13 protein-coding genes are annotated in these 19,133 nt (G+C 38.3%); 4 read left to right on the forward strand and 9 right to left on the reverse strand.

Annotated features, from left to right (window positions below):
• Window positions 1-66: 66 nt before the first annotated feature.
• The 3 genes from QGM71_RS09540 to QGM71_RS09550 are packed head-to-tail and all read left to right on the forward strand — an operon-like array spanning window position 67 to window position 3,842.
• On the forward strand, window positions 67-1,572 hold the full coding sequence (locus tag QGM71_RS09540; protein WP_327607311.1) for a spore germination protein: 1,506 nt from the start codon (window positions 67-69) through the stop codon (window positions 1,570-1,572).
• 13 nt (window positions 1,573-1,585) lie between these two features.
• Window positions 1,586-2,707 (forward strand): GerAB/ArcD/ProY family transporter, encoded by a 1,122-nt coding sequence (locus QGM71_RS09545; RefSeq protein WP_327607312.1) that lies wholly within the window; start codon window positions 1,586-1,588, stop codon window positions 2,705-2,707.
• The gene (locus QGM71_RS09550; protein ID WP_327607313.1) at window positions 2,697-3,842 is read left to right on the forward strand and encodes a Ger(x)C family spore germination protein; all 1,146 of its coding nucleotides are present in this window, start codon (window positions 2,697-2,699) and stop codon (window positions 3,840-3,842) included. Before QGM71_RS09545 ends, QGM71_RS09550 begins: the two co-directional genes overlap by 11 nt.
• A gap of 46 nt (window positions 3,843-3,888) precedes the next feature.
• Here QGM71_RS09550 and QGM71_RS09555 read toward each other — a convergent pair whose 3' ends face one another.
• The 4 genes from QGM71_RS09555 to QGM71_RS09570 form a co-directional block, all read right to left on the reverse strand.
• Window positions 3,889-5,097, reverse strand: coding sequence for a quaternary amine ABC transporter ATP-binding protein (locus QGM71_RS09555; protein WP_327607314.1), 1,209 nt, complete (start codon window positions 5,095-5,097; stop codon window positions 3,889-3,891).
• Window positions 5,097-5,954, reverse strand: a complete 858-nt coding sequence (locus tag QGM71_RS09560; protein WP_327607315.1) for an ABC transporter permease — start codon at window positions 5,952-5,954, stop codon at window positions 5,097-5,099. The genes QGM71_RS09555 and QGM71_RS09560 overlap by 1 nt, the downstream gene beginning before the upstream one ends.
• Window positions 5,955-6,052: 98 nt before the next feature.
• Window positions 6,053-7,048, reverse strand: a complete 996-nt coding sequence (locus QGM71_RS09565; protein WP_327607316.1) for an ABC transporter substrate-binding protein — start codon at window positions 7,046-7,048, stop codon at window positions 6,053-6,055.
• Between the two features lie 861 nt (window positions 7,049-7,909).
• A complete protein-coding gene (locus tag QGM71_RS09570) occupies window positions 7,910-8,980 on the reverse strand; it encodes an undecaprenyldiphospho-muramoylpentapeptide beta-N-acetylglucosaminyltransferase (protein ID WP_327607317.1) in 1,071 nt (356 codons plus the stop codon).
• A gap of 116 nt (window positions 8,981-9,096) precedes the next feature.
• Here QGM71_RS09570 and QGM71_RS09575 point away from each other — a divergent pair, with 116 nt between their 5' ends.
• Window positions 9,097-10,467, forward strand: coding sequence for an MATE family efflux transporter (locus tag QGM71_RS09575; protein ID WP_327607318.1), 1,371 nt, complete (start codon window positions 9,097-9,099; stop codon window positions 10,465-10,467).
• An 89-nt stretch (window positions 10,468-10,556) separates the two neighbouring features.
• Here QGM71_RS09575 and QGM71_RS09580 read toward each other — a convergent pair whose 3' ends face one another.
• The 5 genes from QGM71_RS09580 to trmL all read right to left on the reverse strand — a co-directional run bounded on the left by QGM71_RS09580 (window position 10,557) and on the right by trmL (window position 19,132).
• Window positions 10,557-11,741, reverse strand: a complete 1,185-nt coding sequence (locus QGM71_RS09580) for a NupC/NupG family nucleoside CNT transporter (protein ID WP_327607319.1) — start codon at window positions 11,739-11,741, stop codon at window positions 10,557-10,559.
• A 211-nt stretch (window positions 11,742-11,952) separates the two neighbouring features.
• Window positions 11,953-13,245 (reverse strand): NCS2 family permease, encoded by a 1,293-nt coding sequence (locus QGM71_RS09585; protein WP_327607320.1) that lies wholly within the window; start codon window positions 13,243-13,245, stop codon window positions 11,953-11,955.
• A gap of 836 nt (window positions 13,246-14,081) precedes the next feature.
• Window positions 14,082-15,344: a 2-oxoglutarate dehydrogenase complex dihydrolipoyllysine-residue succinyltransferase gene (odhB, locus tag QGM71_RS09590; RefSeq protein WP_327607321.1), complete on the reverse strand. Its 1,263-nt coding sequence runs from the start codon at window positions 15,342-15,344 to the stop codon at window positions 14,082-14,084.
• Window positions 15,331-18,198 carry a 2-oxoglutarate dehydrogenase E1 component gene (locus QGM71_RS09595; RefSeq protein WP_327607322.1) on the reverse strand — a complete coding sequence of 956 codons (2,868 nt, stop codon included), beginning with the start codon at window positions 18,196-18,198 and terminating at the stop codon, window positions 15,331-15,333. Before QGM71_RS09595 ends, odhB begins: the two co-directional genes overlap by 14 nt.
• Before the next feature lie 460 nt (window positions 18,199-18,658).
• Entirely contained in the window at window positions 18,659-19,132 is a 474-nt protein-coding gene (trmL, locus tag QGM71_RS09600) for a tRNA (uridine(34)/cytosine(34)/5-carboxymethylaminomethyluridine(34)-2'-O)-methyltransferase TrmL (RefSeq protein ID WP_327607323.1), read from the reverse strand.
• Between the last annotated feature and the right edge of the window lies 1 nt (window position 19,133).

Raw genomic sequence — 19,133 nt, forward strand, 5'->3', positions numbered from 1 at the left:
TTTAGACATATTTCCTGCTTATTTTCACATACTAACTTACTAGCGATAGTTTAGTTGGGGGTACTTATGAGAAAAAGCAGAAAAAAACAATCTACTACTAGCCTCTTTCCATTAAAAGTTGAAGAACTAAAGAAACAAATCGAGGAAAAATTCGAAAACAACACCGACCTAAACATAACCATTTACGAGCATCAAAACAAAAATTTAATCGTATTTTATATATCCTATCAAGTTGCAAAGGAAAAAGTGGAAAACGTATTATTAAAACCTTTGTTGGAAAGTAAAAAGGAGTGGGATACTTCTTCTATTTTAAACGAAATACCTTTAAGCGCTGGTGAAACTGTAGATAAGAAAGAAAATATACTTAAGAATCTTATAAACGGAAGTGTCATCGTCTACGTAGAGAATGAAAATGCAGCTGTATCCTACGTCATGCTAAATGTAGAAAAGCGCGGATTAGAGAAGGCAGAAACCGAATCTGTAGTTATCGGACCTCAAGTAGCTTTCACCGAATCATTAGAAACTAACCTAAATATAATACGCTGGCGTATCCGTTCAACCGATTTAGTCCTGGAAAAGTTCTTAATTGGTGAAAGAACACCTCGGGAGGTACGGCTGCTTTACTTAAAGTCTCTAGCAAATGAAACAGACGTTAGTACGATGCGGCAGCGTTTACAGGATTTAGTAGTTGATGAAATAGAAGATGGCAATGTACTTATGCAATACATCGAGGACTCTTCTTCTACTATTTTTCCGCAATATTATGCAACAGAGCTTCCTGACCGTGCCTCATACGCAATAACGAAGGGACGGCTTAGTGTATTGGTAGAAAACAGTCCCACTGCAATTATAGCCCCAACTACTTTTATTAGTTTCTTTGAATCTACTGAGGACTTATATATGCGCTGGAATGCAGGTTCCTTTTTAAGGATATTACGGTTTTTTTCCATTTTTATCTCTGTGCTGTTAACACCTATGTACGTTGCAGCCGTTACTTTTCATTATGAGATCATCCCATTAGAGTTACTTACATCCATCGGTGAATCCAGAGCGAAGGTACCTTTTCCTCCGATATTTGAAGCGTTACTTCTCGAATTACTGATTGAGCTTTTACGAGAAGCTGGGGCGCGATTACCGACTAAGGTAGGGCAAACAATCGGTATTGTTGGAGGAGTAGTTGTTGGAACAGCAGCTGTACAGGCTGGGATTACAAGCGATATTCTAATTATCTTTGTTACGATAAGTGCATTAGCATCGTTTACTGTACCCAGCTATTTGATGGGAACAACGATACGCGTCCTGCGTTTTCCCATGATTATATTAGCAGGTACCCTGGGGATCATTGGAATTATGTTTGGGATTTGTTTTTTATTCATTCATTTACTGAAATTAACTTCCTTGGGACGTCCATATCTTTCACCCGTCTATCCATTCCAATCGGAAGATTTTAATAAAACATTTTTCCGATTTCCTAGTACATTTCAGGGAAAGCGCTTTGTCTCTTATCGCCCAAAAGATTTGATGCGTTTTAATAATAAGACTGCTAAAGAAAAAAACGATATTGATGAGTAGGTGAGGTGCCCAGATGGAAATTAACGTTAAAATGAAGTCGATTATGCATGTTCGAGCATTTTATTTGTTTTTCATTATATCCTCTATCCAACTGGGCGTAGGGGTAATAGGGGTTCCTAGTATTCTTTTTATGAATGCAAGGCAAGATGCATGGATATCGATTATTATCGCCTTCATTTATATCGTTGTGGTCTTATTGGTTATGTTTCTAATTCTTAATCAATATGAAAATGCAGATATATTCGGAATCCAGGTTGATATTTTTGGTAATTGGCTGGGGAAAATGCTAGGAACCGTTTATATTATCTACTTTGCAATTGCCTTACTGTCCATCCTTATAACCTATATAGAAGTCATTAAAGTTTTTATTTTCCCGGAATTAAATAATTTTATAATGGGTTTGCTATTACTGAGTTTAGTTGTATACACTGTTTTAGGTGGATTTCGTGTGATTGTCGGTATTTGTTTCATTTTTTTCATGCTGACCCATTGGATATTATTCTTATTAATTGAACCAGCACTCAAGATGGAACTAACTCACTTTCAGCCCTTATTTCAAGCTTCATTTACCGAATTAATGGAGGGCGCTAAATCTACGTCCTATACTTTTACAGGAATAGAAATACTTTTTCTCGTTTATCCCTTCATACAAAATAAAGAAAAAGTAAAAATTCCTGTTTTATTGGCAGCCTTTTGGACAATGTTAATTGTTACTCTCACTACAGTTATTTCAATGGGATTTTTTGCCCCTGAACAGCTGGAACGAAGAGAATGGCCAGTATTAACCTTATTTAAAATTCAGACCTTCTCTTTTATTGAACGTCTTGATTATGTCGTTGTAGCCGAATGGATGATGATAATATTACCAAATATGGTTCTGTTAATGTGGGGCGTGACCTACGGGATGAAACGGCTATATAAGGTCCCTCAAAAGACTTCCTTATATTTGGTTGCATTAATGCTTTTAATTGGTTGTACTTTCATTGATCAGCACTTTCAAATACAACGCGTAATTAATGCAGTAGATCAATTTGGATTATGGCTTGTCTATGTGTATCCATTCTTACTTTTGCCACTCGTATTAATTAAAAATAAAAGGCGAAAAAAGAAAGGAGAAGGAATTCATGCTAAATAGCAGGTTTATTTATATTTTAATTATCTTGTTAGTACTACTGACAGCATGTGTACCAACAAGAGAATTGGAAAGATTGGGAATTATAAATACATATGGGATAGATATTTCGAATTCTCAGGATGGCCAAATTGAGTCTACACTCATTGTTTTTCAATTTGATGCCCAGGCAGAAAATGTTACCAAAACACTTTCAGGATTAGGGTATACTGTCAAAGGAGCCCGTGAAAATGCGAACACAAAATCCAGCTATATATTAAGTCCAGGGCAAGTTCGTCTGATGTTATACGGAAAAGAAGCAGCAGAGGAGGGTATATTTAATTATGTTTCCCCACTGGTACGAGATGCCCGCGTTCCCGCCACCATGCTATTGGCCGTCACTAACACTACTGCTAAAGAGGTTCTAACATTAGGACAGGAGAATACATCGATTAACGTAGGGCAATACCTGCATGATTTAATTGAACAAGAGTACAGTGAAGACCTTATACCAAGAGTTACACTACATGACTTTACCCATAAACTGGCCGCCGTTGGCGAAGATCCAATCTTACCTGTAATTAATTTAGTAGAAGATATACCACAATTAACATCGATTGGGATTTTTAAGGATGATAAGTATGTAGAAGAAATTTCTATACCGGATGCTTTATGGCTCAATCTGTTTCACAAAAGAGTTCAGTCAGCACCTCTTGAGCTCAGACTTACTAGAGAGCCATTTAAGGAATACATTCAATCTCAAAATGGGCCCCAATCGGATAAAGAAGACATTCATATAGTAATAGATATTAGTGGAAGCAGCCATACGAAAATAACACATACAGATGAGCTGCGTTATAAAACAGATATAAACTTAGAAATTGATTTGAGGGAGTTCTCTGAAGAATTAATGATAGAGGATGAGCAAGTTGCAGACGTATTGGAAAAAGAAGTAGAAAGAGCAATTAAAGCTAATTACGAAACACTGTTGGAAAAGCTGCAGGAAATAAATTCAGACCCATTCGGTTTTGGTCAGATTTATAGAGCTAAAAATAGAAATAGTCCATTAACGCAAGATAAATGGCGTGAGAAATTTCCTGATATATCTGTAGAATTTAATGTAAATGTAAAATTAAAAAATTATGGAACAGTAAAATAAAAGAAAGCAGCTGTAAGTCTTTGGCTCAGCTGCTTTCCCAATTAGGTTAACCGTGATATTCTTCACTTTCCGTAACATCATCGGATACTAAACCAGCTAGTACATGGACACGCAGGATAAATCCAATAAGCTTACCATCCTTATTGACCACTGCCAATGGGAACATAGATTCCAATGCTTTCGGGATCAAATCATTAACATATTCATCCTGTTTTACGATGGTAATATCACTTCGCAGTACATCTTCCAACGTCTGCTTCTCTTTAATCCCTTTTATGGCGTCATCAATTGTAACTATCCCTTTTATATGGCGTGCCCTATCAACAACAAACACACTGGATATACCGTTTTCCTTCATTTCCTTGACAGCTACATTCAGCCCATCTTTCATGGATACTAAAGCATTTGGCTTAATCATAACATGTTCTGCCTGAAATACTTTAGACCGGTCAATATCCTTTATGAAATCAGATATATAGTCATTTTCTGGTGCTTCAATGATTTCTTCAGGTGTGCCAATTTGAACCACTCGGCCGTCCTTCATTACTGCTACACGATCACCAATCTTAAAGGCTTCATTCACATCATGTGTAATAAATATAATTGTTTTTTGCAGCCGCTCCTGAATGTCCAAAAGTTCTAATTGCATCTCACGGCGAATAAGTGGATCCAGTGCACTGAACGGCTCATCCATCAGTAAGATATCAGGGTCATTAGCCAATGCACGCGCTAACCCTACACGTTGTTGCATTCCACCTGACAGCTCATCAGGGTATTTATCTTCATAGCCCTTTAAACCAACAATCTCGATATTTTTTTGTGCAATCTTGCGACGTTCCTCTTTTGTTACATTACGAATTTCCAAGCCATATTCTACGTTAGCCATAATCGTTCTATGACTAAATAAACCGAAATGCTGGAATACCATTGCAATCTTTTCCTGTCTCACTTTTTTAAGCTGTGAACCCGAATAGGCAACGATATCTTCATCATCTATATAAATGGACCCGGTTGTAGGTTTATTTAATAAATTAAAACAACGAATGAGTGTAGACTTTCCACTGCCTGAGAGGCCCATAATGACAAATACTTCGCCTTTCTTTATATCCATCGAGGCATCATAGACACCAACCGTATGATTGGTTTTCGCCAATATCTCATCTTTTGCCATACCTTCCTTAATCATAGGTATAACAGACTTCGGTTTTGGTCCAAAAATCTTTGAGACATTTACCAATTTAATCTTTGTTGTCATTAGTTTGTCCCCCTGTGTCTCTGAAGTTTATCTGCTACACCGTTTGTGATCCGATCAATAATAATAGCTAAGAATACAATGCTGATCCCAGCCTCAAAGCCTAACGCAATGTCGATACGGTTAATTGAAATTAATACTTGCTCACCTAAACCGGAAGCACCTACCATCGATGCGATAACGACCATCGCCAATGCCATCATCGTTGTCTGATTGACACCTGCCATAATGGTTGGTAACGCTTGGGGCAGTTGAACCTTTCTAAGCATTTGCCATTTAGAAGAACCGAATGATTGCGCTGATTCTATTACTTCTTTGTCTACCCCGCGTATAGCAAGTTCAGTCAAACGGATAACCGGTGGTAGAGCATAGATCAACGTTGCAAATATAGCTGATACATTACCTAATCCAAAGAAGAAGATCGCAGGTATCAAGTAAACAAAACTCGGCATTGTCTGCATTGCATCAAGCAATGGTCGCAGGATCGTTGAAGAACCTTTACTAAATGCCATCCAGACTCCTACCGGAATACCAATTATTAAACATATAAGTACAGCTGTTACTATGATAGCAATAGTTGTCATCATATCTTCCCATAAACCGAAAGTGCCAATTAAGAAAATAAAAAATCCATATAGAATCCCTGAAAATACAGATCTGAAATACCAGCCTAATAATACTATTATTAAAATAAATAACCACCAAGGCATAAACATTAAAAAATCATCTATACCATTAATAGTTCTTGATGCTACAAAGAAAATTAAATCAAAAAATCCTTCCAGTGATGAATCTAAAAAGCTAACAAACAAATCTACATAATCACCTATTTGTGTGCGTATATCCGGAAAATCCCCCATAGGCAGACTGCATTTGATGCAGTCCTCTCACCTCTCTTTTTCATGAATTATAGTTTAGAGAAAAACAGCCAGCCATGCGGCCGGCTGCTTCTTCTATGTTATTGCAAAGTACCTTTTATTTTTTCAGCCACTTCATCAGATACCCAGCCAGTCCAGATATCTTCATGTTCGTTCATCCACCAGACTGCTGCTTCTTCCGCAGATGCATCATTATCATCCATGTAACTCAATGCTTCTTCTGTCAGTGCACTGCTTGTTTCATAATTACGTAAGAATTCAACGAGCTCTGGTGCTTGTTCTGGTAAGTCTTTATGAACAGCAACAACTACATCATTAGGCGGGAACTCTGTAGCTTTTGTATCTTTCCATATTTCCTCGTCAAAAGCAGGCTCTTCCAATAATGTCAGATCATATTGCGCGGTTACTGCAGTAGGTGACCAATAATAGCCAACCCAAGCGTCCCCAGAATTATATGCACTTGTTAAGTCTGCCACGATTGCTGAATCCGAACCTGGCATGAAGTTATTCATCGTTTCTTCTAATCCATAAGCATCGAATTTATCATTAATTGCATCAGCAACAGCCCAGCCGCTAGGTGCATTTATTACTCGGCCTCTGCCTGGATCTTCCGGATCTTCAAAAATCTCCGGATATTTCTTTAAATCTTCTACTGTTCTCAATTCTGGTGCCATAGGCTCAATTCCACGTTCTTCATCGCCCTCAATCACGTATGTAGGAACATATAAACCTTGAATATTATCATCAAAGTTAGTAGCGACTCTTTCAACGTCCCCAGCTTCAATCGCTTCTTCATAAACTTCTTTTATATTATCAGTCCAAACTTCCATATACACATTAATATCACCATCAATAAACCCTTGGAATGTAGCGGCAGTAGAACCAGCTATTACATCTGTGTCATACCCATATCCTTCTTCAATAATTTTCTGTGCAATACTGTTATGTACTCGGATACTATCCCATCCAGCGTCGGCCAGAACAATTGTATCAATTTCTTTTTCAGCACCCGAATCACCGCAGGCCGAAAGAACTACTAAAATAGCAGCGGAAAATAAAAATAATAATTTCTTCATAATTTTTTACCCTCTTTTTCTATATATTTAATCCAAAAAAATGGATTTTTTAATAGATTAAAATCAAAACATGGAAAACAATTAGCTGTTTTTTTACAGTATACCTTTTTAGTAAAATACGGTAAGTAAGCAGGAAAGCAAGCTCATAAAATCTGTAAATGAGGAATAGAATTTCATTTACGGAGGATTATGAAAATGAAATTCATTATGTTTTTTTTATCTATAACAATATTAATACTATAGAATCATCCGAACTTATACAACCATACCAAGGAGCTGTAATCCAGGATAATTCATGAATATGTTATAATAACTCTATTTTCCAACACATTTCAGCTTTATCATCATGAATACTCGCAATAACTCTTTTTCGCAACTGTTGATCTTCGCTGCGGGCAGTCGACTCCTGCGGGAATAGCACGTGTTTGAAGACCCCGCAGCGGTGGTTTGTGGGGATGGAAGGCTAACATCCTGTTAGCTCGAGGCTGAAGCCGTGCTGCGGCAAAGAAAACACTGCAAAGCGAATGAAATGAAGCTGAGCAGATGTTGCACTTGTACCCGGAGTGGTGAAAGCGACTGACCGGAGCGGAAATCAACAATGCAGTCACGTCGTACTTTATATATTTCATGTCAAAAACAACATTTGTTTTCGGTGGGGCGAGTAACGCAAATGCCTCACTGAAATACTTCTATGCTTTTGTACCGAGTAATCGCAAAATGCCTCACTGAAATACTTCTATGCTTTTGTACCGAGTAATCGCAGGTACAGGTACAGGTACAGTCCCAATCTTTAAGAAAACAGCCAATCAAAAAACTCCCCCTGCTGGTAATATACTAGCTAAGGGGAGTTCTTTGTTTATCTTATTTTTGAACTTCATTAATAATTTCTACGACACGATCACGTGCTTTTTCACTTTTGTATTCTTTCATTGTTTCTATCATCAATGGCGCAAAATCCTGTAATTGAGTTAACTCTTCCACTAACTTATCTTCTGTTAAAATTTCTTCCTCCATGACCCGTGCATACCTTTTTTCAGCAAAGGATTTGGCATTTATTATTTGATCGCCTCTGCTCGCCTCTTTAGATAAGGGGATGAGCAGCATTGGAATTCGCAATGCCAAAAATTCAAATATTGCATTGGAACCAGCACGGGATAATACATAATCAGTTGCAGCAAAGATATCTTTTAACTCTTCATTAACATATTCAAATTGCTTATAACCCTTTTCATTAATAGAGTAATCAACTTTATCATGACCACATATATGAATAATCTGGAAGTTATTCAATAACTTGGATAAACTGTTTCTAACAGTACGATTAATCTTTTCAGAGCCACCACTTCCACCCATAATAAGTAGAACCGGCTTTTCATTTGTGAGGCCGGCATAAGACAAACCTTTTTCCTTACTGCCCATAAACAGTTCATCTCTAATTACAGCCCCAACATATTCAGCTTTTTTTTCCGGAAGAAAGTTCATTGTTTCAGGAAATGTTGCCAACACCTTTTTTGTAAAAGGAATAGCTATCTTATTCGCAAGTCCTGGCGTATAATCAGATTCATGAATAACTGCAGGAACTCGGCGCATTTTGGCAGCCAGCACAACAGGAACGGATACAAATCCACCCTTAGAAAATACAACGCCAGGCTTACGTTTACCTATAATGCGATATGCCTGGAAGGTACCCTTTAGAACTTTAAACGGATCCTTCAAATTTTCTTTGGATAGATACCGGCGTAATTTACCGGTTGAAACTGGATGGTATGTTACTCCCTCTAATTGCCCGATGAGTTTTTTTTCAATGCCATCTTTAGACCCTATATAATCAATTTCCCAACCTTCGCGCTGATAGTATGGAATCAACGCAAGATTTACTATGACATGTCCGGCAGTTCCTCCTCCGGTAAAGAGTATTCGTTTATCTTTCATATAATGTACTCCCTTTCTTTCGTAATTCGAAGTAAAACGATATAATTGCTTTTATTTTTAGCTTTTGAGAACCTTTCTCTATCCTATTAGAAAACTACAGAAAAAGGAAGCGTATTATGTATCAAACAGCAACTTTAAAAGAAAAATTAAAGTTATTCAGTTATATATTAATCCCAATTCTAATTACCCAGGTCAGCATGTATCTAATGAATATATTTGACACCATTATGTCCGGTCGAGCAGGTGCTCAGGATTTAGCAGGTGTAGCAATTGGCTCCAGCCTTTGGGTTCCAATATTTACGGGTGTAAATGGAATTTTATTAGCAATTACTCCTATTATTGCCCACTTAACAGGAGCAAAAGAGAACCATGAAGTATCCAATAAAGTTCAACAAGGAATCTATTTGTCAGCTGCATTGGCAATGGTAGTATTTATCGCTGGCGCATTTTTAATTAATCCTATTTTGAATACAATGGACTTGGAGGCTCAAGTTCGCCATACGGCCAAATATTACCTTATAGCCTTAAGCACCGGAATAATTCCATTGTTTATTTTTAACACATTACGTTGTTTTATTGATGCTCTTGGCCAGACACGGATTTCTATGATTATTATTTTAATATCATTACCATTAAATATTCTGTTTAACTATATCTTTATCTTTGGTAAGTTTGGCGTTCCAGCATATGGCGGGATTGGATCTGGTATAGCAACAGCCATTACGTATTGGTTAGTTTGTTTCATAGCACTAGGGATCGTTTACAAAGTGCGCCCATTCCGTACGTTTCGCATTTTTTCCAATTGGGTAAGACCATCAGTGAAGACATGGATGGAGCAGTTAAAAATTGGTGTACCGATTGGTGCTGCTATGTTTTTTGAAACAAGCATATTTTCTGCGGTAACATTACTAATGAGTGTATATAGCACATATACCATTGCCGCACACCAGGCTGCAATAAATTTCGCATCATTATTATATATGATTCCACTAAGCGTTGGAATGGCCTTAACTATTGCTATTGGCTTTGAACTCGGGGGAAAACGCTTCGCTGATGCACGCACCTATGGTTATATTGGAATCAGCAGTGGTATATTCATAGCAGTTTTCGCTGGCGTTGTACTGTATGTATCCAATGACTTGGTTGCTTCCTTATACAGTGCTAACCCACAGGTTATTGAATTGACCAAGCAGTTTATCTATTACGCAATATTTTTCCAGCTGGCTGACGCATTTGGAGCACCGATTCAAGGGGCACTCCGTGGATATAAAGACGTTAATATGACTTTCCTCATAGCGTTTATTTCCTATTGGATCATCGGATTGCCTGTCGGGTGGATATTAGCAAATTACACAGCACTCGAACCCTTTGGTTATTGGGTCGGTATCATTATAGGCTTAAGCTTCGGCGCAATTGCATTACTGTGGCGTCTACTGTATATCCAAAAGAAGTATGCACTTGAGGGGAAGGATTGTCCAAAAGCATAGACCAGCCCAGAGCGTCAAGCTGTCATAAAAGTTAAATTTTTTTTTGAGAATATGAAAGAAGCCACTCTAAAGGACGGCTTCTTTACCGGTTATAAGAATAGACCTACAACTGTAGCAGATAGAATCGATGCTAATGTTGCTCCGACTAGTAATTTCATACCAAATCCGGATACACTAACTGCTTTTTCACTGTCAATTCCTTTTACAGTACCTGCAATGATACCAATGGAAGAGAAGTTTGCAAAGCTTGTTAAGAATACGGATACGATACCCACTGTTTTAACAGACATGTCATTCAGCATGGTTTGGAATTGAAGCATAGCCACAAATTCGTTCGTAACAATTTTCGTACCCATTACGGATCCTGCCTGAATTACTTCACTCGGGGATATACCCATTAGTACTCCAATCGGCGCAAGCGCATACCCTAAAATCTGCTGTAATGTAACGCCGGCAAACGCTAATTGAATAAGCCAATTAACCAATTCCAATGATGCAATGAACGCAATCAGCATAGCAGCAACAATTAATGCAATCTTACCACCCTCAAGTGCACCATTACCCATTGCTTCAAATATACTTCTGTCATTCGTAACATTTTTTACATCAACATGATCTTCTTTAGGTACTCTAACTGGCGCAATAACAGATGCAATCATTAGAGCACTGAACATATTCAGTGGCAATGCTACTAGTACATACTGTGGTGGCAGCATTTGCAAGTAGGCTCCTACAATTGAGGCAGATACCGAGCCCATTGCTGAAGCACTTACAATATACAACCGGTTTTTATCTAAATGATGAAACTGCGATCGAATTGCAATTAGCGCTTCAGACTGACCGAAAAATATACTGTTAACTGCATTAAATGATTCCACTTTTGGTAACCCGGTAACTTTTGAAATAGCTGTACCAATGTATTTAATAATCGAAGGAAGTATTTTCAGGTACGTAAGAACGGAAAGGATGGTAGCGAAAAATATAATAAGTAGTAGTACATCAAAGAAGAATACGCCACCTTCTCCAACCTCCACCCCACCTAAGACAAAATTTATACCCTCCAATCCAAATTCAATTAATTTATTAAAACCAGCCGCAATTCCATTTATAATTGCTTGGCCAATTTGTGTGGTGAACATAAACCAAGTTGTCAATACTTGCAAAACCAACATAATTCCAATGCCTTTATAATTAATATTCCTTTTATCATTAGACATCAAAAATGCTAGTCCGAGGACGACAACAATTGCTAAAACACCTAGAAGAATATCCACGGATGTAGCCTCCCTATATTTTGTAACTGTTTTCATATTGTTTGTTGCAAAGGATAGTGTACCAAGTCGTCAGACGTCATGCAAGTGATTGTCTTTTCTGTATATTTTTAATTCCTACCTTATTTGTTCCCTAATATCAATTCTTTTAACATTGTATTTTTTCGTACAAAAAAACCTCAGTAATTATCCACTGAGGTTCATAAGTTATTATTTAGTGTGCTGGAAAGAAAATCATCTGCAATAAGAAGATAACACCAAACATATAGAGTATCCAATGTACTTCCCTACCTTTTCCACTAACAAACTTCAGTAAAGGATAGGTAATAAATCCGATGGATATTCCTGTAGCAATACTGGATGTTAACGGCATGGTTAGAATAATTGCAAATGCTGGAAATGCCTCATCAAATGTTTTCCAGTCAATGCGGGCTAGACCTTCCATCATAAAGCACCCAACAATGATTAATATTGGTGCTGTGATCGCGGGTAAATTTGCAATAGCACCGATAATTGGAGTGAAGAAAATAGATAAAGCAAAAAGGACCGCTACAACAATAGACGTTAATCCTGTTCTCCCACCTGCAGCAACCCCTGATGTCGATTCAATGTATGCTGTTGAGGGGCTGGTTCCAAACATGGACCCAACAGTTGTTGCAGTTGCATCAGCTAACAAAGCTGACTTTGCACGAGGCAGGTTACCATTTTTCATAAATCCTGCCTGTTCTGCCACTCCGATCATTGTGCCTGTTGTATCAAATATTGTAACTAATAAAAAGGCAAAGACTACGGTATAAAGCCCATTTGTAAAAACTCCAGCAATATCCATATCAAAAAAAACAGGCATTGGTGGCATAGATAATGGAGCCTGTGTAAACTCTAACTGACCAGTAAAAAAGGCAATTAATCCAGTAGCTATCATCCCCAGAAATAGCGCTCCCTTAATTCTCCTGACAAATAATATCAGCGTGATAAATAATCCTGCCAATGCCAAGAGCGTCATCGGTTGGTGAAGATCGCCAAATCCAACTAGATTTGCTTCATTGGAAACTACGATACCTGACATCTTAAGACCAATAAATGCTATAAATAGACCTATGCCAGATGTAATTCCAAATTTTAAGGATGGCGGAATTGCACCGATTAATGTTTCTCTTAACTTAGTAAGGCTTAGTAGAATAAATAGAATACCTGCTAAAAATACGGCACCAAAAACTACTTGATAAGACAGGCCCTGTGTTGCCACTACACTAGCAAAGTATGCATTCAGCCCCATTCCCGGAGCTATTGCAATAGGGTAATTTGCAAAAATCCCCATATACAGTGTGCCCACTACTGCAGCAATAACTGTCGCCATAAATACTTGCTCAAAAGGTACACCTGCAGCGGATAATATAGCCGGGTTAACGACAACAATATAGACCATTGTAAGAAAAGTAGTCATGCCCGCTATTAACTCGGTTCGGATAGTTGTATTATTTTGCTTTAACTTAAAGAAGTTATCCATTAAAACACCATTCTTTCCGTATGATTTAATCAACATTTCTAATATTATTCGTTTTTTGATGCTTTTGCAATATAAAACAGAAATTTGCATATAAAAATTAGCTGTACTCTAATAGATTGAGCCTGTACCTGCGATTACTCGCCCCACCGAAAATACACGCCTAAAGGGTTGATCGCTGAATGAAACGGGCTGAACGCGGGATTACGCTGAAAAAGCGCTGAATTAATTGGTCTGAACGCGGGATTATGCAAGCCGACCGCTGGAAAAAGTGAAGCAATCGCTGAATGAAGGCAGGGGCAGCGGTCATGCCAAAACGGTTGAATTACTTTCAGACCAGATTGACGGTTTTCATGCCTGCTGGAGTCTCCGTGTATTTCCTGCGCTGGTGTTGTGCTTTGTTATAACATTATCTATTGCTATAGTGAATAAATACTCGCTATTTATGATTGTTGGTTGGAACGGAGGACAGTCGACTCCTGCTCAGAACAGCACGACCGCAGCGGTGATTTGTGGGGATGGAAGGCTAACATCCTGTTAGCCCGAGGCTGAAGCCGTGCCGCGGCAAAGAAAACACTGCAAAGCGAATGAAATGAAGCTGAGCAGATGTTGCACTTGTACCCGGAGTGGAAATCAACATAACAGTTACGACGTCTTTTTTTATCAACTGTGACCGTAAAAGTAACAAAACTTAGGATAGAAGCGAGCCTAAAAGTCTTAGTATCGGACAAAAGACTTCGCAATCCTATCAATCGAGCAGAGGAGGCCAGCTATCTCATTTAGTCAAAAAAAGGACCCCGCTTCGAATTTCTTCAAAGCGAGGTCTATCTATTTTAAACTTATCCTTCTAATAATAAATCATATGGGTCTTCAAGCAACTGCTTAATACGTACCAGGAATTGTACTGCTTCTTTACCATCTACAATACGATGGTCATAAGAAAGTGCAAGGTACATCATCGGACGGACTTCAATTGTGTCATCCGGCATTACCATGGCACGTTTTTGAATGTTATGCATTCCAAGAATTCCAACCTGTGGTGCGTTTAGAATTGGTGTAGAAAGCATAGATCCAAATGTACCACCATTTGTTATCGTAAATGTACCACCTTGCAGATCGTTCATTTGCAGCTCTTTGTTTTTTGCTTTATTACCTAGATTGCCAATTTCACGTTCAACCCCTGCAAAGTCCAAGCGGTCTGCATCACGGACAACTGGCACTACTAATCCTTCTTCAGTAGATACTGCTATACCAATGTCATAGAATTTCTTTAGCACAAGTTCGTTGCCTTGAATTTCTGCATTCAACAATGGGAATTCTTTTAAAGCTCCTACTACTGCTTTTGTAAAGAATGACATAAACCCAAGTTTAACACCATGCTTATCTACGAATTTATCTTTACGTTCTTTACGAAGATTCATAACTGATGTCATGTCTACTTCGTTAAAAGTGGTTAACATTGCTGCTTCCTGTTGGACTTCAACTAGACGCTTAGCAATTGTTTGACGACGACGGGACATCTTCACACGTTCAACCGGCTTATCAAATTCTTTTTTCTCGGATTTCTTCGCTTCTTCTTTTTTAGCAGGCTTGGATTCTTTCTTTTCATTAGCTCCTTTTGCCGCTGCATCTACATCTTCCGGACGGACTCTGCCTAAAGGATCCTGTGTACGAATAGAGCTTAAGTCAATATTTAACTCGCGAGCACGCTTTCTTGCTGCAGGTGATGCAATAACATCACTTTTATTATCACTTTTCACTTCTTCTTTTTCAGGAGATTCAACTTTTTCTGCAGCTTCAGCTTTCTTTTCTTTTGGTTCTTCTTTAGTAGCTTCTTCCTCCTCAGAAGAAGTTCCACCAGCTTCCCCATTTTCATTAATTTTTGCGATGACATCACCAACTTCAACGTCGTCGCCCTCTTCCCGTACAATTTCTGTTATTACACCAGAAATCTCAGCGTTAACTTCAACATTTACTTTATCAGTTTCCAATTCTACTACTGGATCACCTTTTTCTATTTTATCGCCTTTTTTTACTAACCATTCGGCAATAGTTCCTTCTGTAATAGATTCGGCAAGTTCTGGTATTTTAATTTCGTTCACTGGAATCTCCTCCTATTTCCGGGTTTATTGCTTTTTGTACAATCTGGTTTTGTTCTGTCTTATGGACATTTGGTACACCCACAGCTGGTGCAGACCGTTTTGGCCTTCCAATATAACGCAACTGCTGACCTTCTTGTAAGAGATCTCTTAGATAATCATCTACAAAATCCCAACTGCCCATATTCATCGGCTCTTCTTGCACCCATACTATTTCTTCGAGGTTCGGCAGTGCTTTAAGTTCTTTTGCAAGTTCCTTTTTAGGGAAAGGATAAATCTGCTCAAGGCGTAATACACGTAACCAATCAAATGATTCCTCCGAGTTTTCAATTGCTTCTTCTATATCCACCATAACCTTACCACTGCCGATTAGTAAGCGTTTTGCCTTTTTCTTACTAACTTTCAGGTTGGGTTGTTCGCGTAGTGACTGAAATTTCCCCTCTGTAAATTCTTCAGCAGATGAAGCTATACGCTGGTTACGAATCAAACTACTTTTAGGTGTCATTAGTATTAATGGTCTAGCCTCTTCCCGACCACGCATTGCAGCCTGCCTACGAATCAAATGGAAGAATTGTGCAGACGATGTTGGATAAGCAACAATCCAATTATTTTCTGCAGCCATTTGCAAGAACCGCTCCAGACGTGCACTTGAGTGCTCTGGTCCCTGACCTTCATAACCATGTGGTAACAGCATTACCATATTAGACTTTTCGCCCCATTTCGCACGAGCTGCAGAGATAAACTGGTCAAATATTACTTGAGCAGCATTGGCAAAATCACCAAATTGTGCTTCCCATATCACCAATGTATTTGGGGATTGAACGCTATACCCATATTCAAATCCAAGCACACCTGTTTCAGACAACGGACTGTTTCGCACATCAAACGAAGCCTTTGCTTCATCTAATCCGTGCATTGGGCTGTATTTCTCACTCGTTTCTGTGTCATACAGAACAATGTGACGGTGAGCGAATGTACCTCTTTCAGTATCCTGACCAGTTAAACGAATTGGAATTCCGTCCCGCAAAATAGAGGCATATGCTAAAGCTTCACCAGCGCCCCAATCTGCTTTGTTGCCTTCTTCCAGAACTTTTTCACGGCGCTTAAGGATTTTTTCTAATTTTTTGTAGCCATTAAATCCATCAGGGCGCTTTAGTAAACCTTGGTTTAGTGCCTTTAATGCATCCAGTTCAACAGCCGTCTCAAATTGATTAAGCCCATTTGTTAATGCTTCTGGCATATTTTTAGGCTGTTTTTTACCTGTTTCATTTTCTTTCATACTATCATAAATATCGCGTAAGTGACGCTCCACTTTATCTGTTACTTTCTTAAACCCATCAGCATTCAGAACACCTTTTTCTTCCAGCACTTTAGCAAAAACATTTGCAGCTGATGGATGTTGATCAATATCTTTATAGAGCCTTGGCTGTGTTGATCGAGGCTCATCCATCTCATTGTGTCCATAACGGCGATAACCTACTAGATCAATAAGAAAGTCTTTATGGAACTTTTGACGGTATTCGTAAGCAATTTTAATTGCAGAAACACATGCAATTGGATCATCGGCATTTACATGAATAATTGGAATTTCAAACCCTTTTGCCAAATCACTTGCATAACGTGTTGAACGTCCATCTTCCTGATTCGTTGTATAACCCACCAGGTTATTTGCAATAATATGAAGTGTACCACCTGTATTAAAGCCTGGTAAATTACCTAGGTTTAATGTTTCCGCTACTACTCCTTCACCGATGAAAGCTGCATCTCCATGAATCAAGACAGGAATAGCTTTGTTCATATCTTGTTTCGGGTATCCACGTTCAGAACGTTCGTCCTGTGCTGCACGAGCAAACCCTTCAACGACAGGATTCACAAATTCCAGATGTGACGGGTTATGCGCCAACCTAATACGTGTTGTCGTTTCGTCACCTTCTTTAACTTCCTTCGTTGCTCCAAAGTGATATTTCACATCACCTGTCCAACCATAGTTTATGCCCATAGACCCTTCGGAAGGAATTAATTCCTTATCAGGGGAGTGATGGAATTCAGAAAAGATTTTATCGTATGGTTTTCCCAGGACATGTGCCAACACCGATAAACGGCCACGGTGAGCCATACCCATCATAATATTATTAATTTTGTCAGTTGTTGCGTATTTTACAATTTGATCCAGCATTGGTACCATTGCTTCTAAGCCTTCAATTGAAAATCTCTTTTGTCCAACAAATGTTTTTTGCAGGAACCCCTCGAAACCTTCAACATGCGCAAGTCGCTCTAACAACTGCTGTTTCTCTTCATCCGATAAATCTAATCGGGCTTCTCCAGCTTCAATTAAATCCAACAACCATTTTCGCTCGTCATCGTTGTTGACATGATCATATTCAAATGTAATTGTGCCTGAATAATACTTTTTCAATTCTTTAATTACATCTAAACCATTTTCAACATTGCCTGGTGAGTTCTCCCACAACCAGGATGCTGGCATATTCTTTAAATCTTCCTCAGTTAAACCATATGCTTGCGGATCAACTAATTCTGATTTACGTTCTTTTTCCAGTCCAACTGGATAGATATCTGCCTCCAAATGCCCAAAACGACGAATAGCCTCCACAAGTTTCATTGCCGAGGTAAGCTTTTTCACATCATTTATTGAAGTATTTTGAGGTGTCGACTGAAATGTCTTGTCTGTTTGGGACAACCAATCAGGGGCTCCTTGCTGATCGAACATTTCCTTTATAGATGGATCTACCGCTTCTGGATCCTCTTTGTATAAATCGTATTGCTCTTCCACATACCCCATATTTGGACCATGAAATTCTGCCCAGAATCCTTGATTAGATTCTTCATTCTGTGCCACGTTTTATACCCCCATTAGAAGTTAACTTTATCCGTTATGCAACGGTCTTTTACACTCACTCTTTATTATAGAACTGACGAATGACTTCATCAACTAATATACCCTATTTTGGAGACTGAAACAATGATATATGTCAAGGTTTATTATATATCAAATTTTCTAATGATTAAGTTAATAAACCCTTTGTGAATTTTTTGCTAAATATAATGTCTATGGTTCACAATAAGAACATTATTAGGTATAATAGGGACATAATATAAAATGTACTCTTTTTACATAGATACAAAAGGAGGATGTACGTATGACTATGAATTTAGCATTACTAATAGGTGTAATTATTGTCTTTCTAACTTCTTGCTTCACATCAGGATATGAAGCAAAACCAGGGATTCCAAAAAGAAATCAGTAAAATACAAAGCCGTCAAGTAACCTACAGTTACATGACGGCTTTGTTGTGAATCTAAATAAGATTTGGGAATCCCTGCTGCCTTAATGCTTCGTATACAATGATCGCCGCTGTGTTTGACAGGTTCAAAGAACGGACCTTACCATTCATATGAATTCGAAGACACTTATCCTCTTTTCCTAAGAGCAGATCTGGTGGAATGCCATCTGTTTCCCTACCAAAAACAAAAAACAAATCTTCTTTTATATTACTGAAGTCGTAATCTGTATAATGCTTTGTACCAAAGTTCTCTATATAATAAAAATTACCTTCCGAATAAGCAGTATATAAATCTTTTATGGAATTATACTCACGTACATCTACATTTTTCCAGTAATCCAAACCTGCCCGGCGAAGCATTTTATCATCTGTAGAAAACCCCAACGGGTGAATTAAATGAAGGGTTGCACCTGTTGCCAGGCATGTTCTAGCTATATTCCCTGTATTTGCTGGTATCTCTGGTTGAAATAATACAACGTGTAAACTCACT

It is taken from the genome of Virgibacillus tibetensis (assembly GCF_036026595.1).
Taxonomy (GTDB): domain Bacteria; phylum Bacillota; class Bacilli; order Bacillales; family Amphibacillaceae; genus Virgibacillus_P; species Virgibacillus_P tibetensis.